Consider the following 26563-nt stretch of genomic DNA (forward strand, 5'->3'; position numbering starts at 1 on the left):
GCCGGACGCATTGTAAATCGCACGTTTCTCATGTTAAGGGTAATGATGACCCGTGCTGCCGTGATCGATTGCGCCACCGAATACTACGATTCCGGGGAATTCCTCGCCGACCTCGGCCGCCGGGTCGCGTTCGCGACCGAAAGCCAGGACCGGGCCGGGGCGCGGACGCTGCGTTCCTACCTCACCGACGAGCTGGCCCCTGCGCTCACCGGCCGGCTGGGCTGCGAGGCACGCGTCCTCGACAACCCCGCCGGCGACTACCCGCTGCTCGTGGCGACCCGGCACGAGGGCGATGAGATGCCGACGGTGCTGGTCTACGGCCACGGCGACGTCGTCCTCGGCGAGCCGGAGCGGTGGCGGCCCGGCCTCGATCCGTGGCAGGTCGTGGTCGAGGGCGACCGCTGGTACGGCCGCGGCACCGCCGACAACAAGGGCCAGCACACCATCAACTTCGCGGCACTCGAGCAAGTGCTCCGCGTGCGCGGTCGGCTCGGCTTCAACCTCAAGGTGCTGGTCGAGACCGGGGAGGAGTCCGGCTCGCCGGGCCTGCGCACGGTCTGCGCCCAGTTGCGGGACGAGCTCGCCGCCGACGTGCTGATCGCGTCCGACGGGCCGCGCGTGGCCGCGGAGCGGCCGACACTGTTCCTCGGTTCACGCGGCTCCACCCCGTTCACGCTGCGGGTCGACCTGCGTGAGGGCTCCTACCACTCCGGCAACTGGGGCGGTCTGCTGCGCAACCCGGCGACCGTGCTGGGGGCGGCGCTCGCCTCCATCGTCGACGCGCGGGGCCGCATTCTCGTCTCCGGTCTGCGGCCGCGGGAGGTCCCCGAGAACGTCCGGGAAGCCCTGCGCGACATCGCGGTCGGCGGCGGACCGGACGATCCGCCCGTCGACGACGGCTGGGGCGAACCCGGTCTCACCCCGGCCGAGCGCCTCGTCGGCTGGAACAGCGTCGAGGTGCTCTCGCTCGCCGCCGGCAACCCGGACACCCCGGTCAACGCCATTCCCGGCAGCGCCCACGCGCACTGCCAGCTCCGGTCCGTGGTCGGCACCGACGTCGACAAGCTCGGCGTCATCCTCCGTACCCACCTGGACGACCACGGATTTCCCATGGTCGACGTCGAGGTCGGCCCGACCATGCCGCCGACCCGGACCGATCCGGACGACCCCTGGGTGCACTGGGCGCTCGGCTCGATCAGCAGCACCACCGGCGCGGAACCGGCGCTGCTGCCGAACCTCGGCGGCAGCCTTCCCAACGACGCCTTCGCAGGCGCGCTCGGGTTGTGCACGCTCTGGATCCCGCACTCCTACCCCGCCTGCGCTCAGCACGCCCCGGACGAGCACCTGCTGGCCCCGGTGGCGCGGGAGAGCCTGCGCATCATGGCCGGCCTGTTCTGGGACCTCGGCGAGGACTCTCCCGTGAGGAGTCACCCATGACCACACGGACCGTAGCCCCCGAAGCACCACCGGTGAAGGTGCACCGCGTCATCGTCGCCGCGTCCATCGGGAACGCGCTGGAATGGTTCGACATCCTCGTCTACGGCTTCTTCGCCGCGACGATCTCGGAACAGTTCTTCCCCACCGCCGACGAGACCGTGTCGCTGCTGCTGACGCTCGGCACGTTCGCGGTGGCCTATGTGGTCCGTCCGCTGGGGGCACTCGTGCTCGGCGCGTATGCCGACCGTGCTGGGCGCAAGCGTGCGCTCATGGTGTCGATCCGGCTCATGATGGTCGCGACGCTGCTCATCGCGGTCATGCCGCCGTACGCGACGATCGGGCTCGTCGCACCGATCGCGATCCTGATCGCCCGGCTCCTCCAGGGCTTCTCCGCGGGCGGGGAGTTCGGCAGCGCCACCGCGTTCCTCATCGAGCACAGGCCCGAGAAGCGCGGCTTCATGGCCAGCTGGCAGTTCGCGAGCCAGGGCTTCGCGACGCTGCTCGCGTCGGCGTTCGGCACGGTGCTCACGGCCACGCTGTCCGACGCGCAGCTGGAGTCGTGGGGTTGGCGCATCCCGTTCTTCTTCGGTCTGCTGATCGGCCCGGTCGGCTACTACATCCGGCGTTACGTCGGCGAGGCCGGTGAGTTCGTCAAGACCGCGGACCAGGAGCGCGCGCCGGTGAAGGAGACGTTCCGTACCCAGAAGGACCGCATGTTCGTGGCCATGGGCGCGCTCGCCGTGTCCACCGCGATCAGCTACTTCATCACCTACATGCCCACGTTCGCGGTGAAGGAACTGGACCTGCCGGCGTCGACCGGATTCGCCTCCACTCTGGTCACCGGGATCGTGCTGACCGGCCTGACTCCCGTGGTGGGTCACCTGTCGGACCGGTTCGGCCGCACCCGGATCATGCTGATCTTCGCGGCGCTGATCCTCGCACTGGTGTACCCGAGCCTCGCGTTCCTGGTCGCCGCCCCGGGCTTCGGGGTGATACTCGGCGTGATGTTCCTGGTCGGCGTGTTGAAGGCCGGTTACTTCGCCCCACTGCCCGCGATGATGGCGGAGCTGTTCCCCATCACCAACCGGGCCACCGGCCTGGCGGTGAGCTACAACATCGCCGTGATGCTGTTCGGCGGCACCACACCGCTGATCATCGTCTGGCTCGTCGATGTGACCGGCAGCAAGCTCGCGCCGACCTTCTACCTGATGTTCCTGGCCGTACTCAGCCTGTCCTGCGTGGCGTTCGCGCGGCGCAGGCTCGACATCCACTGATCGGAGATATCCCTTGTCCCTCAACGACTTCGACCGCTACCCGCTGCTGTTCGGCCCGTCGCCGGTGCACCGCCTGGAGCGCCTGACCAAGCACCTGGGCGGCGCGGAGATCTGGGCCAAGCGCGAGGACTGCAACTCCGGCATCGCCTACGGCGGCAACAAGACCCGCAAGCTGGAGTACCTCGTCGCCGATGCCCTGGCGCAGGGCTGCGACACGCTCGTGTCGATCGGCGGCGTGCAGTCCAACCACACGCGCCAGGTCGCGGCGGTCGCGGCCCGGGCGGGGCTCAAGTGCGTGCTGATCCAGGAAAGCTGGGTCGACTGGCCGGACGCGGTGTACGACAAGGTCGGCAACATCCTGCTGTCCCGGCTCGCCGGAGCGGACGTGCGGCTGGTGAAGGCGGGGTTCGGCATCGGGTTCAAGGAGAGCTGGGAGCAGGCGATCGCGGAGATCGAGGCAGCGGGCGGCAAGCCCTACGCGATCCCCGCCGGCGCCTCGGACCACCGGCTCGGCGGGCTGGGCTTCGCGAACTGGGCGTTCGAGGTGGCGGAGCAGGAGCAGCAGCTCGGGGTCTTCTTCGACACCATCGTGGTGTGCTCGGTCACCGGCAGCACCCAGGCCGGCATGATCGCCGGATTCGCCGCGCTGGGCGGGCGGCCGCGGCGGATCCTCGGCATCGACGCCTCGGCCAAGCCGAAGGAGACCTGGGACCAGGTGGCCCGGATCGCGCGCGGAACCGCGTCGCTCATCGGCCTGGACCGGGATCTCACCCACGACGAGATCCTGCTCGACGAGCGCTACCACGCGGGCACCTACGGCATCCCGGACGACTCCACCATGGACGCGATGCGGCTGGCCGCACGGACCGATGGCATGATCACCGACCCGGTGTACGAGGGCAAGTCCATGGCGGGCCTCATCGACCTCGTCACCCGAGGCGAGATCGCCAAGGACGCCAAGGTGCTCTACGCCCACCTCGGCGGGCAGCCGGCACTGAACGGCTACAGCGCCCTGTTCGGGTAGGCGTCAACCGGAGAGCGTCGGTGAGGTCTACCCGTCCTCACGGCCCGCCCCGGGCGGAGATCGCGTGCCGGCAAGGCCTTTCGCGCGGTCAGGCGCCGAGCGTCGCCGCTCGGGACGCAAGCATGGCAAGAAGAACACGGCGAGGTGCCCTACCGCGATCCCTCGATACCTGGTGGCGACTGACCGTGGCAGCGGGAAGGGGGGCCAGCCGCCGGGGCCGGGCTTCCGGGCCGCCGCGGTCGCCCACCGCTGCGACGGCACCACGGATGAGCTGAGGTGCGACCTCGCCGCGGCCTACCCGCCCGAAGCAGGGCTGACTCGCTGGCTTCGTACGTTCCGGCTCGTACGCGGCGCGGACGACGACGAGCGCATTGAGATCGGCGACGCCTGGGACTGCTCCGCCCCACCGGGCTCACTGGCGCTGCACCTCCTGGCCGGCGGGGATGTAGCCCTCGCGAACGGGGGCGGCCGGGCCGTCGTCAGCCCGTCGGCCGGGCACGTGGGCTGATCCTGGGCTGGGACGCCGTGGCGTTCACCGCCTCAGCGGAGACGATCCCGCTCCCCGACCTGGCCTTCACCCGCGTGTGGGGCCCGGCGATTCACCGGCTCATTCTCACCGCCCGCCGGTCCGCGACCGAGGGTGAGCACATGCTGACGGTGCGGCCGAATTCCGGGCGGGTGTAGTAGTACTTGCCGCCCACGGGAGACGGAGGGCACGAACCGGCGGGCCAACCCACAATTGCTGGTCCCGCCGCAGTGAATAATGCGCCAAACGCAGGCTGACGGGTGCGACTGGGCAGCGTTTCCTGCGGGGTTGGGGCGTTGAGGACGAGACCCAGACCGGCAAGCTGGTCCTCCTGGCTGGTGCGTGGGCCGGCCCGCGACGTGCTCGCCCTGCTTGCAGCGTTGGGTCACCGGCAGCCCAGCTCTACTGAGCCGAGGCGATCGATGGTCGCGGTGACGACATCCCCGGGCCTGACCGGGACGGCGGCGGTGAGTCCGCCGGAGAGCACGATCTGTCCGGCGGCCAGGCCTTCGTCCTCGGCGGCGAGCTGCCGGACGAGCCAGGCGACCGCGGCTGCCGGGTGGCCCAGCGACGCCGCTCCGGAGGCGGTCGCGACCACCTCACCGTTCTTCTCCAGGAGGACGCCCACCAGGCGCAGGTCGACCCCAGGCGTCGTGACCGGCACCCCGACGACGAACCGGCTCGCCGAGGTGTTGTCCGCGACAACGTCGGCCATGGTGAAGCCGTAGTCCACGAATCGGGAGTCGAGGACCTCGATACCGACGGCGACCCCCGACGACGCGGCGACGACATCGGTCGCGGTGATGTGCGGGCCTTCGAGGTCCCGACCCAGAGTGAATACGATCTCCGGCTCGCAGCGAGGCTGGATGAGCGCCGAGGTGTCCAGTGGCTCGCCGAGGTCCACTGCCCCCGTGGCCGGCAGGAAGCCGTAGATCGGGCTGTCCACTCCGACCTGGGCTTGCTTGGCACGTGAGGTGACGCCGAGCTTCCAGCCGGCGATCTGCCCGGTCGCGGACCGTAGCTCGCGCTGCACTCGGTAACCGGTGGGGATGTCGAGTTCGGGGAACTCGTCGGTCAGTTTGGTGATGGCGGTACGATCCGCAACGGCCTTGCTCAGCCGGGCGGCCAACTCGCTTACGTTCACGCTCATGCGGTCCTCACCGTCACCGGGCCCAGCCGGTCGAACTCGGCCCGGAACACGTCGCCCGGGTTCATGGGAAGGGCCGCGTGCAGCGCGCCCGTCAGAATCAGGTGCCCGGGCTCCAGGGCAACCCCGTGCTCGCCCAGGGTGTTCGCCAGCCACGCGACGACGGCGACCGGGTCTCCCAGCGCGGCGGCGCCGGCGCCCGTGTCGACCAATTCGCCGTTGCGGGTCAGAACCATCCCGGTCAGCCGGGGATCCCAGCTGTTCGGACCGTCGCCGAGAGGCACGATGCGGCTCGAGGTGGCCATGGCGCCGTTCGACGCCAGGTCGGCGACGGTGTCGGCGAGTTTGATCCGCCAGTCCGCGATCCTGGAGTCGATGATCTCCATCCCGGCCACGGCACCCGCGATGGCGGCCCGGGCCTGGGTGACGGTGACACCCGGGCCCTCGAGCCGGTCGCCCAGAATGAAGACGATCTCGGCCTCGACCTTGGGTGCCACGAACGCGTCGAGCGGGACCGCGTCCCCGTCGCGGTAGACGGTGGAGGCCAGAACCGGTCCGTAATCGGGAGTGTCGATGCCGAGCGCCTTCTGCATCGGGGCAGCGGTGAGCCCGACTTTGTGCCCCACGACCCGATCGCCGTCGGCGAGCAGGAGACGCACGAGCTCCTGCTGGATGGCGTAGCCGTCGTCCATGCCGAGACCGGGTTCGGCGTCGGTGAACGGCGGGATGGCGGTACGGGTGCGCCGGGCCTCGTAGAGAGCGTGGGCCTTGGCCGTCGTATCGGTCATGTGGTCTGCTCCTCGGCCAGCGCGATGTCGATGTCGATGATCATGTCCTCCTGGGTGTCGACGTAGCCGCGCTCGCCGCAGCGGCGCGCGATGGCGTGCGCGGGGACCTTGTACCGCTCGGCGTTCTGGTGACCGTGGTAACCGACCCAGGCCTCGTCACCGACCTCGGCGACCAGGGCCTCGAAGCGAGCGCGCGCGTCGTCCATGAGCAGAGCGCCGGCGGAGTCGGTGACGTACCGCGCCTGGCGGCCGGCGTCGATCATGATCGGGGCCTGCTTCGCCAGGTTCTCCGGGTCGGTCATGTGAGCCGTCATCAGGAACCCGGCAGTCTCCGTGCCCAGCTCCCGGGCCACGGCGAAATGCTGCGGGGAGACGTCGGCCTCGGTGCGGTGGGTGGCCTCCATCCCGGCGGTGTCCGGCGCGCGGACCGTGTCGCGGACTTGGGTTTCGGTGAAGGGCTCGGTGCCTATGTTCCCGGGGCCGACTATGGCCGCCGGGATCTTCTGCTGCCCCATGGTGGGACCGTCACATCCTCTCGATCGGGTTGGGAGAGAGCGCCCCGCTCAGCGGAGCGCGGGAAACCTCAGGGGCGACGAGTTCGCGCAGGTGGGCGTACATCCGCGAGGGATCCGGCTCCAGGCCGGTGAACAGCCGGAAGGCATCGGCGGCCTGGTGGGCGTTCATCCGGCCGCCGTCGAGGAAGACCGCGCCCGCCTCGGCTGCGGCCGCGAGCAGAGCGGTGTGGAGCGGCCGGAACACGATCTCGGCGACCCAGAGGTCGGGCCGCAGGCAGTTGCCGGGCACTGCCTGGCCGGGGTGATCAGCCATCCCGACCGGGGTTGCGTGCACGACCCCGTGCGCGTGTCCGAGCAGCGTCGGGAGCTCGGTGAGTCTGCCACCGCGGACCCGGTACGGGTCGAGGTCGGCGGCCAGGCGAGCCGCCCGGTCCGGGTCGGCGTCGACGACGTCGAGTCGCTCAGTACCCAGGTCGAGCAGCGCGTAGGCTGCCGCGGCGCCCGCCCCGCCCGCGCCGACGAGGACGACCCGGTCCAGCGGGGCGCCCGCGAGCCCGTCGACGAGGCCGCGCCGGAAGCCGGTCCAGTCGGTGTTGTGGCCCGCGAGGCCGTCCTCACCGATGACCACGGTGTTCACCGCGCCGATCGCCGCCGCATCAGGGGACAGGGTGTCCAGGTGCGCGAGGACCAGCTGTTTGCAGGGATGGGTGATGTTGAGGCCCCGGTAGCCGGCATCCCTGGCTCGTAGCAGCAGGTCGCCGATATCGCCCGGAGAGGCCCCCAGGGCGTGGAGGTCCCACAGGTCGTAGCGCAGCTCATGGCTGAGCACTGCAGCCTCCCGCTCGTGCATCACGGGGGACAGCGAGAACCCGATCCCGCTTCCGATCAGGCCCGTCAGCAGAGTCGTCACGATTCCCCCTCGGGGTCGGCCGAGGCGAGCACGGGCTCGATGTCGTCGATGCCCACCAGGCCGACACCGGGGATCGCCTGAAGCGCGGCGGCGCGGTTGACGGCGATCCCGGTTCCGATGATGCCGGTCCGCAGCGCGCTCATGGGGCGTCCTTCCGTACGAGGGCACGGTCCAGCGCCTCGACCCCGTAGACGTAGCCCTGGATCCCGGCTCCGACGAAGACTGCCTCGGCGATGTCGGAGACGTAGGAGTGGTGCCGGAACTCCTCGCGCTTGTGCACGTTGGTGATGTGCACCTCGGCGATGAGCAGTTCGGAGGCGAGCAGTGCGTCACGCAACGCCACGGACGTGTGGGTGAACGCACCCGGATTGATCACGACGCCGTCCGCGCTCCCGCGCGCCTCGTGGAGCCGGTCGACGAGCGCGCCCTCCCAATTGCTCTGCAGGAAGTCGGCTTGGTATCCGAGCGCCTCCGCGCGTTGCGCGGTGATCCGCTCGACGTCGGCGAGGGTGTCGGCACCGTAGAGGGCGGGCTCACGGATCCCGAGCATGTTCAGGTTCGGGCCGTTCAGGATCAGCAGGCGGCCGTGCCGCATGGAGGCTCCTCACAAGGTGGTGGTCACGCGGGCTGCGGGGGCCGCTGCGGTCGTCCGCGGGGTGCGTCCCAGCTGTTTCAACGGCACGTGGGCGGTCTCGCGGCCTGCGAAGGCCGCCGCCGCGGCAAGCACGCAGAGCACGGCGAGCAGGATCGCGAGCGGAACCCAGCCGAACGCCCCCGTGCCGATCATGAGCGCGGCGATGGTGGGCAGGAAGCCCTGGGGCACGTTTGCGAACTGGGTCGAGACCGCCAAACCGGTGTAGCGGACCCGGGCATCGAACATCTCCGCGTACAGCGATGGCCAGACACCGTTCGGCGCCGCGTAGCACACCGAGCCCAGCAGGACTGAGGCGAGCACGACGAGTGACCAGTTCGAGGTCGTGATGGCCCAGAAGTAGACGAACACCGACGCGGCGCAGCCCAGGGCGCCCACGGCGAACACCGGGCGGCGGCCGATCTTGTCCGAAAGCTTGGCCCACAACGGGATCGTGACGACCTGGCCGATGTTGGAGATGACGATCGTCCACAGCATCGAGGAGCGCGAGATGTTCCACTGCTCCACCGCGTACCCCAGGCCGAACACCGTCACGGTGGTGGAGATCGTGGCGTAGAGGTGGCAGACGACGATCCGGAGGAACGAGCCCCAGTAGTGGCGAATGAAGACCATCAGCGGGAACTTGACGACCTCCTGGCTCTCCTTCATCTCCTCGAAGGCGGGCGGCTCCTCCAGCGTGCGACGCACGATCATCGCGACGATCACCACGATCGCGCTGGCCCAGAACGGCACCCGCCAGCCCCAGGAATAGAGGGCCTCGGTCGGCAGGGCCGCGACCGGGATGAAGGCCAGTGTCGCCACGACCAGCCCGGCCTGGGTCCCGGAGAGAGTGAAGCTGGTGAAGTAGCCGCGCCTGCCCTCGGGAGAATGCTCGAGGGTCATCGAGCTCGCGCCGCTCTGCTCGCCTGCGGCGGAGAACCCCTGCGCCACGCGGCACAGCACCAGCAGGATCGGTGCCCAGACGCCGATGACGGAGTAGCTGGGAAGGCAGCCGATCAGGAAGGTCGAACCGCCCATGGTGGCCAGCGTGAAGATCAGGACGCGCTTGCGGCCGATCCGGTCGCCGAAGTGGCCGAGGAAGAACGAGCCGATCGGCCGGGCGATGTAGGCGACCGCGAAGGTCGCCAGCGCGGCCAGCGTGCCGGTGGCCGCGCCGGCGTCGGGGAAGAACACATGGCTGAAGACCAGCGCCGACGCCGATCCGTAAATGAAGAAGTCGTAATACTCGACCATGCTGCCCAGGAAGGAGGCGAGCGCGGCCTTCTGGGGTGTTTGGCCCGTTGTCGTCGTATGGGACACGAGACACTTCCTTGTGTCAGGTTCGAGCTGGATTTTGTGACGGATTCACGCCGGAGGCGACCGGGAGGTCCGCGGATCAGCCGTTGAGAACGGCGGTGGCCGAAGCGAAGGCCTGCCGGGCGGCCTCGTCGACCGGCAGGGCGCGGAACCACGGATCGTTTACCTCGACCGACCAGGGGCCGGTGTAGCCGAGGTTGCGGAGCTCCGCGACCAGCGCGCGGACGGGGAGCTCACCCCTGCCCGGCAGTAACCGGGTCGAACGGGCCTTGCGCAGCATGTCCGGGTCGTCCGGGCGGACCCGGGGACCGTCGTTGAGCTGGACGCCGACGACTTCCCGGGCGTCGATGTCGTGGAGCACGGCGGCGTCGGCACCGGTGGCGAACCAGTGCCAGATGTCGATCATCACGCCCGCGTTCGGCGCCCCGCTGCGCCGGACCACGTCGAGTGCCGCGGGATAGTCGCACAGCGCGCCCCAGGCGAATGCCTCCACCGCCAGGGTGACGCCCAGCGGGGCCAACCGGGCAGCCAGCTCGGCGAGGCGGTCGGCCGCGCGTCCGGGATCGGCCGGCCCGGCGGCGAACTCACCGGAGGTGACCCGGAGCGGCCCCCAGGCGCGCGCAGCCTCAGCGAGCGTGACCTCGGCGTCCGACGGCGCCGCAACCGACTCGGCGAGCGCCCACCCACCGAGGAACTCGGCCTCGGTGACGGCGAGCCCGGCATCGGCGGCCACGGTGCGCACGGCACCGACCCCGCCGTGCGCCGCGAGGTCGGCGAACTGCACACCGAGCCCGGTGAATCCCGCCCGCGCGGCAGCGGCGGCCCGCGCGGCGAAAGGAGTGCGCGCGGGATCGGTGAACCCGGCCCCGTGCAGCGTCACATAGCTCGCGGTCAGCCCGGTCACGCGGACGCCCCTCCGAACGGCGGGGTCGCGTGGGTGTGGAACGACTCCGGCACGCCCAGGCCCCACGCGGTGCCGCGGCCTTTCGACTCGGCGTCCCACGTGACGGTCTCGAAGTCCGGCGCGAAGATGTGGATCCCGCCGGTGAACACCTCGACGCGGTTGCCGCCGGGCTCGTACACGTAGAGGAAGAAACCTTGAGTGCGCGAGTGCTTGGCGGGACCGAACTCGATGAACACGTCGTTCTCGAGGAAGACGTCGGCGGCGCGGATCACATCCGAGGTCTCGGGCACGGCGTAGGCCAGGTGGTGCAGTCGTCCGGTGGTGGGGGCGGGTTCTTTCGTGAGCGCGAGGTCGTGGGCCTTCGTCATGACCGAAAGCCAAGCGCCGACCTCGTCGCCCCCGGCGGGGACGAGCCGCTCACGCAGCTTGAACCCGAGGGCCTCCTGCTGGAAACGGCTCGCCTCGACGACGTCCGGCACCAGCAGGTTGATGTGGTCGATGCGCGCGGCAGCGGCACCCTTGGGGGCGAAGCGCTGCGGCTGGTTCGGAAGGGCCGGCGCCTCGCCGGGCGGCGGCACGTACTTCTCGGTCTCGAAGTACACCTCCTGGACATGCCCGCCGACGCCGGTGTAGCGGTAGGCCTTGCCGTGGCCGAAGTCGCCGTCATGCCAGGCGCCCTCGACACCGTGCTTCTCCAGCGCCGCGACCCGTCGCTCGAGGGCCTGCGGGCTGGTCGCCCGCCACGCCACGTGGCCCAGACCGGCCTCGGGGGCGCCCGTCAGAGTGAGTGAGGTCAGGACGTCGTCGTTCCAGGCACGCAGGTGCGCCCGCCCGGGGTCCTCGCCGACGAGGGTCAGCCCGTAGACCTCGGTGAAGAACGCGACGGACTCCTCGGGCCGGGGCGTGAGCAGCTCGGCGTGGCCGAGCTGGGCGATGGCGTAGATCGGCTCCGGGCGGCTGTTCATCGCACCGTGCCTTCCTCGGCGATGGCCTTGGCTTCCAGCTCGGCGACGCCCTCCAGGATGGACGGCGCGTGATTGGCGATCGAGACGCCACCGAAGAGGTAGGCGAGGTTGATCGCAGCCTGAAGCTCTTCCCAGCTCGCCCCGGCCCGCCGGGCCGCATGTCCGTGGATCTTCGCCGCGTCCCGCAACTGCACCGCCAGCACTGCGAACAGGATCAGCTGGACGGTCTTCTGATCCAGCACATCGGTGTAGGTGACGAGGTTGCAGACCTTCTCCTGCGCGAGGAGCAGCTCTGGGTTCGTCCGGGCCAGGCTGTCGAAACGGGCCTGGATACGCGGTGGCACGAAGCCCGCCATCTCGCGGTAAGTCTGCAGGTAATGGTCGATCTCGTGCTGCTGCTCCGTGGTGGGGGCCGCGCCCTCGGCGTCCCGTGTACTGCCAGTCATGGGTGACCTTCCCGTATCGGTGGCAAAGGTCACGGTCGTGGCTGCGGCAGGTGTGGCGAAAGTCTGCGTTCCCATTGAACGGGAGTGCAGAGCGGAAAAATCAGGGATGGGAGCGAATCTGCTGGTCACGTAGCGCGCGGGAAATGGAGATGGCGGCGGTGCGTACGGCGGGCGCCAGCCGTTCCGGGCGTCCACCAGTGGTGTGCAGGACGACATCCAGTGCCGCGACAACCGCTCCCGAGGCGTCTTGAATGGGCGCGGCGACCGACAGTGACCCCAGTGTGAGCTCCTCGTAGGCGAAGGCGACGCCCGTGCCGCGTACGTCGTCGAGGACCCGGACGAGCCGGCCGGGTTCGACGATGGTGTGTCGGGTGAAGCGTGTCAGTGGCGCCGCCAGAACCTTGGCCTGCACCTCTTTGGGCGCATGAGCCAGCAGCACCTTGCCGACCCCGGTGGCGTGCAGCGGCAGGCGCCCGCCGCGGCGCGACTTCACCAGCAGCGCACCGGACCCGGAGATCTTCTCTATGTAAAGCGCCTGACCGTCCTGACAGACGGCGAGGTGAACGTTCTCCTTGGTCCCCTCGAACAGGTCCTGCATGACCGAGAGGGCGACGTCGCGCAGCGACTCGCCGCGAGGGGCGAGCGATCCGAGCTCCCACATGCGTAGCCCGACCCGGTAGCCGGCACCGTCACAGCGCTCCAGCCCGCCCCACGCGACGAGCTCGGTGGCCAGCCGGTGCGCCGTCGACAAGGGCAGCCCGGTGCGGGCGCTGAGCTCGTTGAAGGTGAGCTCAGGGGAGTCAGGGCCGAAGGCGTCGAAAAGCGCGACGACCTTGCTCGTTACTGAGCGCCCCGGAATCTCGGCCATGGTTCCTCCGTTCACCGCTTGAACCGGGGCATCTCCAGAAACGCCGTTCACTGGACAGGCCTGTGTCACCCGCAGCTCTCGCCATAAGGTGGGTGTTCCAGCTGCGAGCAGCCCGGCGGGTCCATTGGAATGCTGCGGTGACGCTGGTGTCCAGAGTCTCGCTCAAGACGGGGGCGGGCAGGGATGCGGCCGGCGCAAGCAGGTGGCGCCGGGTTCGGCGTCGGTGAACGCGGTCATGGGCCGTGGGCTCTTCCTTGTGCGGGAGGTGGTGCTGCGGGGCAGCCGGGGTTGATGTCGACGGACGCCTCGCAGGCATGAGGAGGTGGTCCCACCCGGGGTCGGGGGTGGGGTCAGTGGGCGGCGAGTGCTGCGCGGTGCTCCTGTCGGTGCGCGACGGAGGAGGCGGGCGTGGCGCTCGGGTGTGCCGGTGCTTGGTAACCACCAGGGGGCGGGAGGGCAGTGCGCCATTCATGACGACGCGCGCGTCCTGCTCTGAGGAAGCTGCGCTGCGGCTAGTGCCGCATCAGGCAACGTTCACCCCGTCGTGAGGTATTGCCCGGTTGCTGTGCTGGGCGGCACCGGACCGTCAGAATGATCACGTGGCTGAGCGTGTGCAGGTCCGTGAGATCGATGATGACGAGGGCAGACGGCTGCTGCGGATCGTCCGCCGGGGCGTCCTGGCCGTTGGACGGCGTTCGTCCTGCACGACGTCTTCCGGTACCCGTTCGCCGAGATCGCCGACGTTCTCGGCCGGACCCCCGCGGCCTGCAAGCAGCTGGCGGCCTCCGCCCGGCGGCGGGTGAGCGTCGCGCGCGCTCCGGTGACGGCGACCGGCCAGGCCGACGTGGTGAGGCACGTCAGAGAGGCATGGGAGACCAAGGACATCGCAGCCCTCGTCGGTCTCCTCAACCCGGCCGCCGTGATGACCGCCGACGGTGGCGGCATGGTCCGGCACCGTCCTGCGCCCGGTCGAGGGCGGCGCGCATCGCCCAGTACCTGGTCGCCACTGCCGATAAGGCTCCTGGGCTCGAACTCCTGGAGCGGTCGGTCAACAATGTGCCGGGCTTGGTGGCCATGCGCGCCGGTGCCGTCATGACCGTGGCCTCGTTCGGCGTCTCCGACACAGGGGGCGTCACCCGGATCTGGGCGGTCCGCAACCCGGAGAAGCTGCGGCCGTGGGCGCGGTTGCGTCCGAGCACCTCGCAGACCATTTCGTCAGGAGTTCTCGGGAGCAGCCTGCCAGGGGCGTCGGCGGGCCGCCCCCGTGGCATGCCGTCGGAGGTTCGAGGCATGCCATCGGCGCGTTCTTCAGAGCCGACGCAGCTTGGTGGTGAATACATAGCCGGCGACCTGGTCGCCGAGCTTTATCCCGTCCTCGGCATCCCACGGGAAGTGGACCCCCAGCCAGACTCGGCTGTAGGCGTCATCGCGGGCCGCTGAGCTGAAACTCTCGAAGTGTCGCTTCTTCACCGGAGACTGCGGCTCGTCGGTGGTCAGGTCGAACGCGATGGCGTCATTGTCGAAGTACCGCTGCAGGATGCCCGCCCAAGCCGCCCCGAACGTGGCATGTCCCGACGCCCAGGCCGGGAAGCATGGGGTGACGTTCACACCCTTCTGGTTCTTCAGTAGAGGCTTCCACTCGGGGTCCAGTCCGCCCTCGCGGATCGCCGACACCGGGCGCCACAGATCGATGGCCGTCAGGTATTTCACATCACGCACGGCGATTCCCGCGTCCGCCAACGCGATCGAGACCAGAGCGAACAGCCGTGCGTTCTGGTAGGTGTTCAGGCCGCGAACGGTCGCGATGTCCCGGGTCGCCTGCAGCAGCTGCCCCGGAGGCTTGTAGGTGCCGTCCAGGTCATTGGCCCAGAACCAGGCCGCGGCCTCCTGGGTCGCGGTGCGGTTGACGACGGGCGTCTTCGCCGTCGGCTTGTCCGCTCCCGCCGAACGCGCCGCCTCGACTTGGGCCTTGTAAGCATCGCTGGCCAGGAGTTTCTCGTAGGTGCCGTAGAGGCCGGGGGTGTCGGGACGGAACTGCGATCCGGAGGTGAGCGCGAACGGCTTGACCAAGCCCCAGTACGGTGTCACGGCCTGACTGTGCTGTGCGCAGGAGGGGTCCGGCATGTCGGGGTAACTGGTCGGCCGCCATGCTCCCGGCTCGAACGTGCCCGCGTACACACGGTCGTCGTCCGAGCCGTCACCGTTTCTGGCGTCCATCATCTGCGTCACCATCTTGTTGACGACGGTGACGTCGAGGATGTCGAACTCGGTGGGCTCGGTGCCGAACCGCTCCCGGAACTTGGCGTCGAGGAATTGGGTCTGGTTCTTGCCGTACAGCTTGAGCAGGATGTTGTACGCGGTGCGGCCGATCACCCGTTCTTCCTCGTCGGGTCCCTCAAGGATGCCCGCGTACTTCTCGGCGTGGATATAGGCTTCAGAGGTGATCTTTCCCTTCCATCTCAGCTGGTAGGAGCTCTCCGCGTCGTAGATCGCGGCGTTCAGCATCGCGGCCGAACGCGCCATCGGACCCGGACCTCCGCCCTCGCGTCTGATGACCTGTAACAACACGTCGTTCCAGTAGTGCACGGGATCAGCGATGGGACGCGGGGGAAGAGCGGCGTAAGCGGGCTGGGGAGCGACCGACAGGACACTCCCGGCGGCGGCGAGAACGGCCGCGGCGGACAGAACCTTTCGCCACGCCGCCTTCCGGCGGCGGATCATTCCATGAGGCAGAGGCATCGCACGGACTCCTCGTGACGAACGCTGGGGAAGCCACCCGGTCCGGGGCGGCGGCGAGAGCACCCCGCGCCCCGCACCCGGTCCACAGGCCGTACCGCATGGAATGGCTCATACCGGGCATGCGCATGCCCGAAAATCCTCAGGGCCGCCGCCCTTGGGCCAAGCCGGGAATGCAATCGGTGTTGGACGATCCCTGGACGTGCCAGAGGCCTCAGTAGGCTTGTGCAGCCGCTGCCGAAGCTGAAGCAGTACCTCGCGTATCTGCCCGAGGGGCCGGTCATCGACTGGGCGGCCCCGGATCTGGAGCGGTGGCTGGAGCCGATGCTCGCGTACGTGAAGGGGCAGGGAGCGTTCTCGGTGAAGATGAGGCCGCCCGTGGTGGCGCGCCGATGGAGTGCCGAGACGGTGAAAGCAGCGATCCCGACCCGCGGGCCCGGCGACTGCGCGACGTCGAAGCGACCACGCATGAGCCGAAGGCTTGCATATCGACGACCGGCTGCGCCGGATGGGCTGGCGCCAGAGCGAGGCCGGTGGCGAGGACGGCTTCACCGTGGGTCAGCCGCGCTACGTCTTCCAAATTCCCTTCGCCGGACGACCACTCGAGGAAATCCAGCGGGGCTTCAACCACCAGTAGGGACGAAACCCCCGAGCGGGACCGGTTCCTCCCCCTCCCACTGACCTCCTTCCAGCGCATGTGGACCGCGCTGACAGCCGAGGACCCCGACCGTATGCGCCTTTGCCTTGCCCACCACGAGGGTGAGGTCCTTGCTGCGGCCACGATGCTGACCGTCGGCCGCCATGTCTGGTACTCCTACGACGCCTCGACCAGCCGCAAACGCGAAGTCCAGCCGAACAACGCGATCCAGTGGCGGATGATGTCCGACGCCCACAGACTCGGCGCGGCCGTCCACGACTTCCGGGGCATCACCGACACCCCGGAAGAGAGCAACCATCTGCTGGGCCTCCTGCGGTTCAAGGTCGGCACCGGCGGCGAGGCCGTCGAATACCTCGACGAGTGGGACTACCCGCTCAACACGATGCTGCACAAGGCTCTCGGCTTCTACATGTCCCGGGCTGACCCGCTGTCCGTACCCCCGTGCCGACCGCTGTTCGGCCGCAGACCCCGTTCCTCTCCGCTCAGGCGGAGGTGCCCCGTCCAGTTCTGTGGTGTCGATCGGTACCAGCCCTACGGCAAACTTGGCAGCATGGTGAGTCTGCACGTCCTCACGGCAGGTGACTGGCCGCTGTGGTGGGAGATCTTCCAGGCCACCACTGCGCTGGCCTGCTTCCTGCACGTCCCCCACCCCGCCGCGCGCCTTTCGGCGCAGGACCGCGGAGGCAACTGGCAACTCCCCGAGAACCCGGCACTGACCGGCGCCGTCTGAAAGCGACCGCGCAGTTCGCACCGACGGCCGCCACGGCCACGCCCGACCGGCGGTGCGGACTGTGGCAGGACGAAGGCTCCTGTCCACTGCTGGTCTTCTCCGGGCCATTAGCGGTGCCGCAGACGGGGCGGCGCTTGGGCCTGAACGGGCGGAGGTACTGATGGCTCCTACTGCCGTGGTGGCCGTCGCAGGTTGGCTGGGATCGATGGTCGTGGCGGCTCCATATGCACCTGTACCGAAACCAATTTCGGCGGCAACCATGGAGAAGCGGGTCGTGGACGGGGCAGCGCTGTCACGGTTCCTGAGCCGGGAGAATGTCCAGGCCGCCGAGGTCAACCAGCCCGCTCGCGCCACTCGTCGCGAGCGCGGCAAGGCCGACGCCGTCGACGCGGAGGCCGCCGCCCACACGGTGCTGTCCGGACGCACGGTCGGGGCCGTGCGCCGCCGCAGGTAGTTCGTGAGGGTCGGGTGGTAGCAGACCTCGGGTCCGGCGGTGGCGGCGCTCTTTGTCAGGAGCAGCACCGCCGAGGTGGAGGCCAGGGTGGCCAGAACGCGCCGAAACCATGCGAACGCGATCACAATCGGCTCTCCATCAGGCGGAACAGGGCATGGGTAGCGCGGTCAGGGACGCTACGCGCGAGTTTCCGGGCAACACCGAATCGGCGTCCAGCATGAAACCGACATTCTGCCATCGGGTTCGAGGTCTGGCTGCCCCAGCGGGGCTGGAACGACCGGCTGGTCATGTTCGGCAACGGCGGATACAGCTCGGCCATCGACTTCGGCTCCATGGGCCGTCTGCTGTCCGCCGGATACGTCACCGTCGGCACGGATACCGGTCATACCGGCGATGACCCGGACGTCTTCATGCAGGGCGCGGCCAACCCGGAGATCATCGTGAACTGGGGGCACCGTGCGGTGCACGAGTCCATCGTGAACGCGAAGCGAGTGGTGAAGGCGTTCACCGGTGCGAAACCGAGCTACTCCTATTTCGTCGGCTGCTCCATGGGCGGTCAGCAGGCGCTGATGGAAGCACAGCGATATCCGAACGAATTCGACGGCATCGTGGCCGGGGACCCTGGCAACAACCGGATCAGCCTCAATGCCGGATTCCTCTGGCAGTACCTGCGGCTTTTTTCAGGATCTCGATCGTCTTCTGCTGCTCGGCGTTCTGCCGGCGCAGCCGTGTGAGCTCCTCACGCTCGGCGCTGGTCAGCTAGCCTGGCCCGCTCTCACCGCGGTCGATCCGGTCACGCTTGACCCAGCCGCGCAGGCTCTCCGGGCTCACCCCCAGATCCCGCGCGACCTCCGTGATCGTCTTGCTGGAGGAACGGGCCAACGCGATCGCGTCCCGCTTGAACTCCTCCGAACACCGCTTCGAGTACTGACTTCCCACCTGGCACTACTTCCTCTGGAACCTCGTCCCAGTCTCCAGGTGTCCACGATCAAGGGAAAGCTTCAGAGTCCTGGTCAGCGAGGGCCTGCGCTACCCACGCCGGAACGGGGCCAGCATCATCTACCTGGCCGAATCCGAAGTAGCCGCCGCCTACCAGGACCGCTTCGCCCGCCGCCTGATCGCGCACGGCGGCTCCGAGCCCGCGAAGGCCGAATGGGTCGCGTGCGAGCTCCATCAGAGCGGTGCCGGCGCCTTCGCTGCGATCGCCGCCAACCGCACCGACCTCGCCCGGCCTGGCCGGGTGGATGAGAACACGACTACCAGCCGGATCGATGACGAGGACCTGGTCCTCGACATCTGGTCCGGACTCCGGTTCCTGGCCCGCCACGCTCGAGACCGGTCCGCGGCCGGAGGCATCGCCACGGTCCAGGCGACCATCGTGCCTGTCACCGCTGACCTTCCGGCCGAGCTGCACCAACCGCGGAGCCACGGCGGCATCCTTGGCACTCATCAGGTGACGGAGCCGCCTCAGGCGATGTCCGTCTTCGATATCGACGACCTTGCCGAAGACGGGTCGGGCCTGATCGCGACCACCTCCGTTCTTGCCGCAGGTCTGATCCAGCACTTCGGCTTTCCGGAGACGCTCCAGATGAGCACGCACGGTGTCATCCGGACCCAATATTGGAGTTCGCATCGCTACGCGCCCGTCGACGGGACGGTGGATGGTCATGTCGATCAGGATCGTCGCGTAGGTCCTGCGGCGGCGCAGGGCGAACTCGTCGACACCGAGGACGGGGATGAGGCCCGGCTCCGGGGCGGGCAGTGTGCGGATCAGCCGGAGCAGAGTGTTCTTGCGGGTCGTGATGGGCATGCGTGCGGACAGGCGGGTTCCCGGACGGCCGCCCAGGAACAGTGCCACGTCGGTGAGCAGGGCAGTGAGGGACTGCGTCCTGCGGGCGTGGCGGCGCGTCAGCCCCGGTATCTGCTCGGCGGAGGTCCGATGGGTGCAGGAGGCGTTCTCGCAGACGAGGCGTCGTGCCCGCAGCTCTGTCCGCACACGCCTGCTGGCGACGGGACGGTCGGCCAGACACCGCTCGTAGTAACAGTGCACCCGTGATGATCTCTGTCTGCACTCGGGGCAGGCCGCCGACGCAGCCCGGGACCGTACGGTCACACACACCTCGACGTCCGTGAGCATCAGGCGCTCGACCTCCACATCCACACCCGGGAAGAGGAGGTCAGCCACGCGCACCGCTTCGTCCACACCCAGGTGATCCCACCTGCCCAACGACGACAGCCACCCCCAGATCGGCGACAGAGCCCATAAAGTGATGCGGATTTGTATCGGTGACACGCGCCCCCGGGTTTACCGGGCAACCGCAGGACACCGACGTAACGACCAGAAAAAGCGCGCCCATCCGACTGAACCGCTCCGGGATCAGTGGAGGCTCTGTGCGTTGACTCCAGCCGCCGGTTGGCGCTGGTGTTGAGCGTAGTAGTCGGCCGGTGCACCGGATCCGGCGTGTCCTGCCCGGATTGCGGCACCTGGTCGGATCGGGTGCATGCCTCTTACCTGCGGTTTCCTGTGGACCTGCCCAACCCGGGGCAACGTGTGGTGCTGTCCCTGTTCCGCCCGTCACCAACTGGCTCTGCCGGGACTTCCGGTGATCCACCCGGCCCACTGTCCCGACCATCCGCAGAAGAGTGACGGCTCTCCCGGGCCGCCGCGGCCGAAGTCGGCCGACGACGCCGAGGCCGCCTTCCTCGCGCGAGGCGATCAGGCCGGGGCGTGCCCGACTGTCCCGTCTGCCCGGACCTCGTCAGGCGCGACGGGTGTGCCGCGGGAGGCAGCGATGGCCAGACAGACCCGATCACGTGTCATCGGCATCGTGTCGAGCCGAACCCCGGTGGCGTCCCGCACCGCGTTGGCCAAGGCGGCAGCGACCGGGAGGAAGGGGCTCTCGCTCATCGACTTGGCGCCCAGGGGACCGAGGGTGTCGGTGGTGTCGGCGAAGTACACCTCCGTCCGCGGCACATCGGCGAACTCCGGGATGCGGTACTCGCGGAAAGTCGCCGTGGTGACGTGGCCCTCCTCGTCCATCACCAACGACTCGTGCATGGCCGCGCCCAGGGCCTGCGCAACACCGCCCTCGATCTGTCCACGGCACTGCATCGGATTGACGACCCGGCCGGCGTCGCCCGCTTGGACGCTCATCAGGATCCTGATCTCACCGGTACCGGTATGGACCGCGATCCGGAAGCCATGGACGTTGAAGGCGACCGAACGCGGAGAGCCCTCGCAGGTGCCGGTCGCGCGCAGCTCCCTGCCGGCGGCCTGGGACACCGCCCCGAGCTCGGCGAGCGGGATGCGCACACCGTCGCAGCACACCTGGTCCTCGTCGAGCTCACCGGCTGACCGTTCGCCGCCCACGTGGTCGGCAGCGGCAGCGATGATGCTCTCACGCAGTGACTCCGCGGCACGGGCGGACGCCAGGCCCGCGACCACCGTCCCGGTCGAGCCGAACCCTCCGGTGTCGTAGCCGACCTGGTCCGTATCACTCTGCGCAATCAGAATCCGGTCGGGACTCGTATGGAGCACGCTCGCGGCGAGCTGCTGGTGCACGGTCGTCGTGCCGGTGCCGAATTCGACGCTGCCAACGGCCAGTTGGTAGCGGCCGTCCGGCAGCAGTCCGATCCGCGCCTCGGCTCGATGCCCGTGGGGCGGACTTGTAATCATCATCGCCAGCGCCGTCCCCTGCCCGACGAGCCATTCCTCGCCCGGCGGCGCCTGAACGTCGTTGCCGCGGCGCAATGCCGTGTCGACGAGGGTCAGGCACTGGTCGAGGCCGTAGCTGCCGATCTCGACGTCATCCGGCTCGGTGCTGAAGCTCACCACGGCGTCGCCCGGCCGGATCACGTTACGTTCCCGGAAGGCGATCGGGTCCATGCCGAGCGCGCGGGCGAGTTCATCCATCGCCGACTCGACGGCGAAGACCGTCTGGCTGAGCCCGTACCCGCGGAAAGCGCCGGAGGGCATGTGATTGGTGTACACGGCGTACCCTTCGACCTTCTTGTTCGCACAGCGGTAGACGGCGATCGACTCGTTGCACGAGCGGGAGACGGTGCAGGCGTGGTTGCCATACGCCCCGGTGTCGGAGACGACCCGCAACTGCACGGCCGTGAGCGTGCCGTCGCGCCGTGCGGCCACCTTGACGCGGACGCTGACCGGATGGCGGGTGACGGTCGCGGTGAACTCCTCCTCCCGCGTGAACTCCAGCTGCACGGGGCGCCCGGTGCGCAGCGCGGCCAGCGCGACGACGTCCTCGGTGAGCATCTCCTGCTTGGCCCCGAAGCCGCCGCCGACACGGCCGCACACCACCCGTACCTTCTCCGTGGGCAGGTCGAGGAGGGTGCACAGTGCCTTCCTGGTGAGGAACGGCACCTGGCTGCTCGTCCGTACGGTGAGGCAGCCGGACTCGTCCAGCCAGGCGATCGAGGCGTGGGTCTCCAGATGCGCGTGTTGGATACGTTGGGTGACGTAGGTGCGCTCGCACATCACATCGGCCTCCGCGAAGGCCGCCTCCACATCGCCGATGTCACCGTGCACCTGATCGGCGATGTTGCGTTTCGCGTGCGCGATGTACTGCTCGGTCGCCTTGTCGCCGTGGAGCACTGGGGCGCCCGGCGCCATCGCCTCCTCGGGGTCGAACACGCTCGGTAGCAGGTCGTAGGTGACGGCCAGCCTGCGGCAGCCCTCCTCCGCGGCTGCCACCGTGTCGGCCACGACGGCCGCGACCCGCTGCCCGGCGAACCGGACGACGTCGTCGAAGAGCCGTGTGTCGGCGGGATCGCCCTTAGGGTCCTCATGCCGCCCCGTCGAGTACAGCTGTGGCGGTGAGTCCTCGTGGGTGAGCACAGTGTGCACACCGGGAACGGCACGCGCGGCGCTCGTGTCGATCGCCGTGATCCGCGCGTGCGCGTGCGGGGAGCGCAACAGCTTCATATGCAGCAGGCCATCGACGGGGACGTCCAGGGTGTAACGGACCGCTCCCGTCACTACCTGCCGGCCGGCGGGCGCCGGCAGGTTCCGTCCGAACGGCTCCCCTCCCGGATCCTGCTCCACCCGTACGATCCCGTGGACGGCGTCCTCGACCGAACGGTAGCCAGTGCACCGGCAGAAGTTCCCCTTCAGCGCCCTGGGGAGATCCTGCAATTGGGCGGGGTCGAGTGCGGCCACCGTCGTGATCATGCCCGCTGTGCAGAAGCCGCACTGGAAGCCCTGGGCGGACAGGAAGTCGCGCTGGACCGGATGGAGATCCCCGGCGCGGGCGAGTCCTTCCACCGTGGTCACCCGATGGCCGGCCGTGCGAAACGCGGGATAGAGGCAGCTGTGCACAGGCTGCCCGTCGACGTGTACGGTGCACGTGCCGCAGTCGCCCGCGTCACAGCCATTTTTCACCCCGAACCAGCCGAGATCCCGCAGGTAGCTCCGCAAACACTGCCCGGGGCGCGCTGGTTCGCTGAAGATCTCACCGTTCACCTCGATCTTCATCGGCCTCGCCCACCGAGTGATGACAGTTCTGACCGAATCTCCTCGGCGAACCGGAGAGTCATGTGGCGCCGCCACGCCGGTGCTCCGTGCACGTCCCGGTGGTAGAGCTCCGGCGGGATCGCCTGGTCGAGGGCGGCGTGAAGCTCGCCCGGCTCGGGTATCCCGCGGAAAGCCAGCCGGACCGGACGCACGGTCGATGCGGTCACTGTCAGCACGAACGCACCGTCGTCGGGTGACCGCCTGCCGATGACCAGTGCGGCGGACCGGCCCTGCGGGGCCGGCGAGATCTGACGGAAAGCCGTGTGACAGCGCAGCGCGGACGCCGGCAAAGTGATCGAGCGCAGCAGCTCACCGGGTCTGAGTACGTTGCGCTGCGGACCAGCGACGAAGTCGGTGGCCGTGACCTGTCGGTCGCCGCCTTCGCGGGTCCAGATGGTGCAGACGCCGTCGAGAGACGCCATGAGCGAGATCATCGAGCCGGCAGGCAGTGACAGGCAGAGGTTGCCGCCCACGGTCGCCTCGTTCCAGACCTTGAACGAAGACAGCAGCGCCTGACGGCACTGGTCCAGGAGCGGGGTCGCAGTCCACTCCGCGGGCGTCGGGATGTCGACGAGTCGCGCCAGCGTGCACGTCGCGGCGATCTCCAGCCCGTCGGCGTCGGTCTTGAACGGTGCCCAGCCGAAACCTCTCACATCGATGAGGCGGCGCAATTCCGGTTGTGGCTCGGAGAACAGCCACGTGCCGCCGGCAAGCCAGGCGTCGCCCGCCTGCCACACCGACTGCTCGGCACGGGTAGGTGCCTCGACGACCGTCTCGATGGTGTTCAGATCCATTCGGAACCCTGAGCGCGGGGGAAGGGTGTCAGTACGGATGCCGCTGAGCCTGTCCGTCCACGCCACCCCAACGTGAGGTGCATCTGCTCGACGGTGATGCTCCGCGCGCTGCGGGCTTTCCGAAGTCCTCATGCTGAGGGCATCACCGAATTCGTTGTCCTCGGTGCCATTCTAGTCGCCGCTGGAGTAGAGGGCGTCGATCCGCGACCAGTAGAGGGCGCGTATGCGCATCGGGCAAAATACGCCACTGGTGCAGACCGCGGATCCCGCGTGAATACGCTCCGTCCGCGCCAAGCAGACCACCGACCGGTGGCAGGCCGAGTACGCCCTGCGCGTCGGCGTGGAAGGCGCGATCAACCAGGTCCTCGATGCCACGGGCCTGCGCCGAACCCGCTACCGCGGCCTGTCGAAGGTCACCCTCCGGCACGCCTGCTCCGCGACCGCGATCGGACGCACTTCCGCGGGGAGCCGCGTATCGAGCTACGCAAACACAGCACCTCAGGCAGGTTGCCGCCAAGCGCAGGTCACTTATGGTAAAGGAGCCGGAGCGTGACTATCTGATTCAGGACCGACCAACATTTACCGAATGCCGTGTTTGCCGGCCGGTGAGACGCGCGTTCACAGTGGCCGGTGCAAGGTGCTGAAAAACAGGCCCACGCTCGTCTGGGCAAGATCAACCGGATGAGCCAAACCAGCAGCGTTACGGACACGATGGCTCTGCCGCCACCTCGAACCACACCGTTTTTCCCCGGCCGCTGGGCGAATTGCCCCAGCGGTCTGCCAGTGCATCCACGATGAGCAACCCGCGGCCGCTCTCCGCAGGATCGCCGTCCTGTAGGGGCGAGGTGTCCTGCCGCGCCGGGTGCACGTCACTGTCCCGCACCTCGACACGCACACAGTCCGAGTATCCGCGCACACACACATGCACGTCGGTGGCGGCATGAATCAGCGCATTGGTGACCATCTCGGATACCAGTAGCTCCATCTTTTCGGCTACCTGACCCAGCTCCCACTCATGCAGCCAGCCATGGACGGCAGAACGAGCGCGATGAGCACCTCGCAAATCATTTTGCGTGATTTCAAGCTGACGAATGCGCGCATGCACAGGAGGGCCCTCAAATTGCAGCAGCAGCAGCGCTGCGTCATCGGTCATGCGATTGCTGCGGCGGCGGATCAGCTCGTCTGCCAGAGTTTCCAACTCATCAGCACCGGAGGATTTAATGGCGGCCTCCATGATGTCCGACTGGGTTTCCTCTTGACTGATCACTCCATCGGTGTGGAGGGCCAGCAGTGTGCCCGGCCCCAAAATGGCCTCGGTCACCATATATGAGCTATCGGGATCGACTCCCAGTGGCACACCTATGTCCAGGCCGGAATTGGAATTCCAATAGCAACCCGCGGGATCACGGATTATGGGCGGTTGATGTCCGGCGGTTGCGAGCTGAGTGACGCCGGTATCCAAGTCGATTTGCATGCATGCACATGTGCACATCAAATGACTGCTCTCCCAGAGAAAGCGGTTTATTCGCCCCAGGATGGTGCCGGGGTGGTGGCCCTCGGTGGCGTAGGCTCGCACGGCCGCCCGGAGCTGGCCCATCACCACAGCGGCCTGAATGTCGTGCCCCTGGACGTCACCGACCAGCGCGGTGACGCTGTGCTGATCAGGCAGTGTCACCAGGTCATACCAGTCGCCGCCCAGATCGATCCCGCCGGTCGGCACGTATCTGGACGTGCTGCGGATGCCTGCACACTGCGGCAGTGCCCGCGGCAAGAGGGTCCTCTGAAGCTGCTGTGCGAGGGCGTGTCGGGCGCCGTCCGCCGCCGTGCGTTCCAGTGCCTGTCCCAGCAGCGTGGCCAGCGCAGATGGAGTGGTCTTCGAGATGCCTGGCTGCTCGCTGCCGATCGAGCAGGTGCCCACCACGACCCCGCTTCCCCCTAGGAGTGGCAGCACCACCCAGGCGTAATCGTCACGGTCCCCGGTCCCCACCCGGCCGCGTGTCAGTGCCGCTCCCGGTGCGTAGGTCAGTTGCCGCCTGTGCGCCACCGCCCTCGCCTCGGGTGTTGAAGCACTGATGAGCAATTGCCCTTCCAGCTCCCGCAGGAACAAGTGCGAGCAACCCTCGGCAGCGGCAATGACGAGCCGGTCACCCTTTACCTGGGTCACCGCCATCGCGTCCGCGTCCACCGCGGACATCACCCGCGCGCAGGCCAACGCGGCAGCTTCCCGGCCGTCCGACACGTGGTTGAGCTGCACGGCGAGCCGATGAAGGTGATAGACGAGCGGCGCGTTGTCAATGGCCGCTGCTCCTTGGCCCTCAGCCAGCCCGGACTCCGCGGCGTGTACCCGCGGCACGGCCGGAGGAGTCATGGGCACCCGCTGGGCAGCCAGCTGCTCCAGCTCGCGCCCCAGCCTGCCGGACACCTCCGCGAGCTGCCGCCTCTCTTCTGCTGTCGGCTCTCTGGGGCCATTGATCCAAAACGCAGTCATCACCCCTACCCCGCCGACGGGGGCCGAAAATGCAGTAAAAGGAAACGGTATGGAAATCGCCTCCTCGGGATGCTCTCCCAGGAAATCGATCGAATACGCCGTCGTCGTGTCACCGGACCGATAAGCGGCCGCCGTCGCATATACCGGATCATCTACCGGTATATGCTCAATAGGTCCCACTCCGAGGGAGCTAACCACCACTGCCGTGGCTATCAGCATCAATTTCGGTGGTTCCGGGCGCACGAGATACACCGTCGCCGCCGAAGCCCTCAGCGCATGTACGACATCCTGTGCCGCGGTGGCGAGCAGCCTATCCCGTACATCCACACCCACAGGTGTCTCCAGGGAACCCATGAGTCCTCCCAGTCAAAGCCCGCTTCACCACAAACAGTACGCCCACATCACGTCCTGGTCCTCGGCC

Annotated in this window: 25 protein-coding genes and 2 pseudogenes; 10 read left to right on the forward strand and 17 right to left on the reverse strand. The window is 68.5% G+C overall.

Features of this window, described 5'->3' with window-relative positions; translation table 11 throughout:
* Positions 1 to 42: 42 nt before the first annotated feature.
* The 5 genes from LIV37_RS51160 (at position 43) to LIV37_RS51180 (ending at position 4419) form a co-directional block, all read left to right on the forward strand.
* Positions 43 to 1437 carry a M20 family metallopeptidase gene (locus LIV37_RS51160; protein ID WP_202979683.1) on the forward strand — a complete coding sequence of 465 codons (1395 nt, stop codon included), beginning with the start codon at positions 43 to 45 and terminating at the stop codon, positions 1435 to 1437.
* Positions 1434 to 2711, forward strand: coding sequence for an MFS transporter (locus tag LIV37_RS51165; protein WP_020874910.1), 1278 nt, complete (start codon positions 1434 to 1436; stop codon positions 2709 to 2711). Before LIV37_RS51160 ends, LIV37_RS51165 begins: the two co-directional genes overlap by 4 nt.
* Before the next feature lie 13 nt (positions 2712 to 2724).
* The gene (locus LIV37_RS51170; RefSeq protein ID WP_020874911.1) at positions 2725 to 3735 is read left to right on the forward strand and encodes a 1-aminocyclopropane-1-carboxylate deaminase; all 1011 of its coding nucleotides are present in this window, start codon (positions 2725 to 2727) and stop codon (positions 3733 to 3735) included.
* 172 nt (positions 3736 to 3907) lie between these two features.
* On the forward strand, positions 3908 to 4243 hold the full coding sequence (locus LIV37_RS51175; protein ID WP_020874912.1) for a hypothetical protein: 336 nt from the start codon (positions 3908 to 3910) through the stop codon (positions 4241 to 4243).
* A gap of 17 nt (positions 4244 to 4260) precedes the next feature.
* The gene (locus tag LIV37_RS51180; protein WP_020874913.1) at positions 4261 to 4419 is read left to right on the forward strand and encodes a hypothetical protein; all 159 of its coding nucleotides are present in this window, start codon (positions 4261 to 4263) and stop codon (positions 4417 to 4419) included.
* Between the two features lie 227 nt (positions 4420 to 4646).
* Here LIV37_RS51180 and LIV37_RS51185 read toward each other — a convergent pair whose 3' ends face one another.
* The 11 genes from LIV37_RS51185 to LIV37_RS51235 form a co-directional block, all read right to left on the reverse strand.
* Positions 4647 to 5411, reverse strand: a complete 765-nt coding sequence (locus tag LIV37_RS51185; protein ID WP_020874914.1) for a 2-keto-4-pentenoate hydratase — start codon at positions 5409 to 5411, stop codon at positions 4647 to 4649.
* On the reverse strand, positions 5408 to 6196 hold the full coding sequence (locus LIV37_RS51190) for a 2-keto-4-pentenoate hydratase (protein WP_020874915.1): 789 nt from the start codon (positions 6194 to 6196) through the stop codon (positions 5408 to 5410). The genes LIV37_RS51185 and LIV37_RS51190 overlap by 4 nt, the downstream gene beginning before the upstream one ends.
* Positions 6193 to 6711, reverse strand: coding sequence for a hypothetical protein (locus tag LIV37_RS51195; RefSeq protein WP_020874916.1), 519 nt, complete (start codon positions 6709 to 6711; stop codon positions 6193 to 6195). Before LIV37_RS51195 ends, LIV37_RS51190 begins: the two co-directional genes overlap by 4 nt.
* A 10-nt stretch (positions 6712 to 6721) precedes the next feature.
* The gene (locus LIV37_RS51200; RefSeq protein ID WP_020874917.1) at positions 6722 to 7621 is read right to left on the reverse strand and encodes a shikimate dehydrogenase; all 900 of its coding nucleotides are present in this window, start codon (positions 7619 to 7621) and stop codon (positions 6722 to 6724) included.
* On the reverse strand, positions 7618 to 7764 hold the full coding sequence (locus LIV37_RS51205; RefSeq protein WP_020874918.1) for a hypothetical protein: 147 nt from the start codon (positions 7762 to 7764) through the stop codon (positions 7618 to 7620). Before LIV37_RS51205 ends, LIV37_RS51200 begins: the two co-directional genes overlap by 4 nt.
* Positions 7761 to 8216 (reverse strand): type II 3-dehydroquinate dehydratase, encoded by a 456-nt coding sequence (gene aroQ, locus LIV37_RS51210; RefSeq protein WP_020874919.1) that lies wholly within the window; start codon positions 8214 to 8216, stop codon positions 7761 to 7763. Before aroQ ends, LIV37_RS51205 begins: the two co-directional genes overlap by 4 nt.
* A gap of 9 nt (positions 8217 to 8225) precedes the next feature.
* On the reverse strand, positions 8226 to 9572 hold the full coding sequence (locus LIV37_RS51215) for an MFS transporter (RefSeq protein WP_020874920.1): 1347 nt from the start codon (positions 9570 to 9572) through the stop codon (positions 8226 to 8228).
* Between the two features lie 76 nt (positions 9573 to 9648).
* Positions 9649 to 10473, reverse strand: coding sequence for a sugar phosphate isomerase/epimerase family protein (locus tag LIV37_RS51220; RefSeq protein ID WP_020874921.1), 825 nt, complete (start codon positions 10471 to 10473; stop codon positions 9649 to 9651).
* Positions 10470 to 11438, reverse strand: coding sequence for a VOC family protein (locus LIV37_RS51225; protein ID WP_020874922.1), 969 nt, complete (start codon positions 11436 to 11438; stop codon positions 10470 to 10472). Before LIV37_RS51225 ends, LIV37_RS51220 begins: the two co-directional genes overlap by 4 nt.
* Complete coding sequence (locus LIV37_RS51230) at positions 11435 to 11884, reverse strand: carboxymuconolactone decarboxylase family protein (RefSeq protein WP_020874923.1); 450 nt, start codon at positions 11882 to 11884, stop codon at positions 11435 to 11437. Before LIV37_RS51230 ends, LIV37_RS51225 begins: the two co-directional genes overlap by 4 nt.
* Before the next feature lie 100 nt (positions 11885 to 11984).
* Positions 11985 to 12752 carry an IclR family transcriptional regulator gene (locus LIV37_RS51235; RefSeq protein ID WP_020874924.1) on the reverse strand — a complete coding sequence of 256 codons (768 nt, stop codon included), beginning with the start codon at positions 12750 to 12752 and terminating at the stop codon, positions 11985 to 11987.
* A 676-nt stretch (positions 12753 to 13428) separates the two neighbouring features.
* Here LIV37_RS51235 and LIV37_RS51240 point away from each other — a divergent pair.
* Positions 13429 to 13937: pseudogene (locus LIV37_RS51240) on the forward strand (sigma factor-like helix-turn-helix DNA-binding protein); the annotation flags it as partial.
* 123 nt (positions 13938 to 14060) lie between these two features.
* Here LIV37_RS51240 and LIV37_RS51245 read toward each other — a convergent pair.
* Positions 14061 to 15275 (reverse strand): vanadium-dependent haloperoxidase, encoded by a 1215-nt coding sequence (locus LIV37_RS51245; RefSeq protein WP_243146507.1) that lies wholly within the window; start codon positions 15273 to 15275, stop codon positions 14061 to 14063.
* A gap of 435 nt (positions 15276 to 15710) precedes the next feature.
* On the opposite strand from LIV37_RS51245, the pseudogene LIV37_RS51250 reads away from it, so the two are divergent.
* The 3 genes and pseudogenes from LIV37_RS51250 to LIV37_RS51260 all read left to right on the forward strand — a co-directional run.
* A pseudogene (locus tag LIV37_RS51250) lies at positions 15711 to 16564 on the forward strand (lipid II:glycine glycyltransferase FemX); the annotation flags it as partial.
* Between the two features lie 586 nt (positions 16565 to 17150).
* Positions 17151 to 17330, forward strand: coding sequence for a hypothetical protein (locus tag LIV37_RS51255; RefSeq protein WP_148717910.1), 180 nt, complete (start codon positions 17151 to 17153; stop codon positions 17328 to 17330).
* A gap of 236 nt (positions 17331 to 17566) precedes the next feature.
* Positions 17567 to 18064: a tannase/feruloyl esterase family alpha/beta hydrolase gene (locus LIV37_RS51260; protein WP_121826368.1), complete on the forward strand. Its 498-nt coding sequence runs from the start codon at positions 17567 to 17569 to the stop codon at positions 18062 to 18064.
* Positions 18065 to 18089: 25 nt separating this feature from the next.
* Here LIV37_RS51260 and LIV37_RS51265 read toward each other — a convergent pair whose 3' ends face one another.
* The 4 genes from LIV37_RS51265 to LIV37_RS51280 all read right to left on the reverse strand — a co-directional run bounded on the left by LIV37_RS51265 (position 18090) and on the right by LIV37_RS51280 (position 23654).
* Positions 18090 to 18269 carry a transposase gene (locus tag LIV37_RS51265; protein WP_121826367.1) on the reverse strand — a complete coding sequence of 60 codons (180 nt, stop codon included), beginning with the start codon at positions 18267 to 18269 and terminating at the stop codon, positions 18090 to 18092.
* A gap of 49 nt (positions 18270 to 18318) precedes the next feature.
* Positions 18319 to 19533, reverse strand: a complete 1215-nt coding sequence (locus LIV37_RS51270; RefSeq protein WP_020874928.1) for a transposase — start codon at positions 19531 to 19533, stop codon at positions 18319 to 18321.
* Between the two features lie 513 nt (positions 19534 to 20046).
* Positions 20047 to 22821 (reverse strand): molybdopterin-dependent oxidoreductase, encoded by a 2775-nt coding sequence (locus tag LIV37_RS51275; RefSeq protein WP_020874929.1) that lies wholly within the window; start codon positions 22819 to 22821, stop codon positions 20047 to 20049.
* Entirely contained in the window at positions 22818 to 23654 is an 837-nt protein-coding gene (locus LIV37_RS51280; RefSeq protein ID WP_020874930.1) for an FAD binding domain-containing protein, read from the reverse strand. Before LIV37_RS51280 ends, LIV37_RS51275 begins: the two co-directional genes overlap by 4 nt.
* 274 nt (positions 23655 to 23928) lie before the next feature.
* On the opposite strand from LIV37_RS51280, the gene LIV37_RS53000 reads away from it, so the two are divergent.
* Positions 23929 to 24207, forward strand: coding sequence for a transposase (locus tag LIV37_RS53000; RefSeq protein WP_121826366.1), 279 nt, complete (start codon positions 23929 to 23931; stop codon positions 24205 to 24207).
* A gap of 147 nt (positions 24208 to 24354) precedes the next feature.
* Here LIV37_RS53000 and LIV37_RS51285 read toward each other — a convergent pair whose 3' ends face one another.
* Positions 24355 to 26496, reverse strand: a complete 2142-nt coding sequence (locus LIV37_RS51285) for a SpoIIE family protein phosphatase (RefSeq protein ID WP_121826365.1) — start codon at positions 26494 to 26496, stop codon at positions 24355 to 24357.
* Positions 26497 to 26563 lie beyond the last annotated feature (67 nt).

This window comes from Streptomyces rapamycinicus NRRL 5491, assembly GCF_024298965.1.
Classification (GTDB): Bacteria; Actinomycetota; Actinomycetes; order Streptomycetales; family Streptomycetaceae; genus Streptomyces; species Streptomyces rapamycinicus.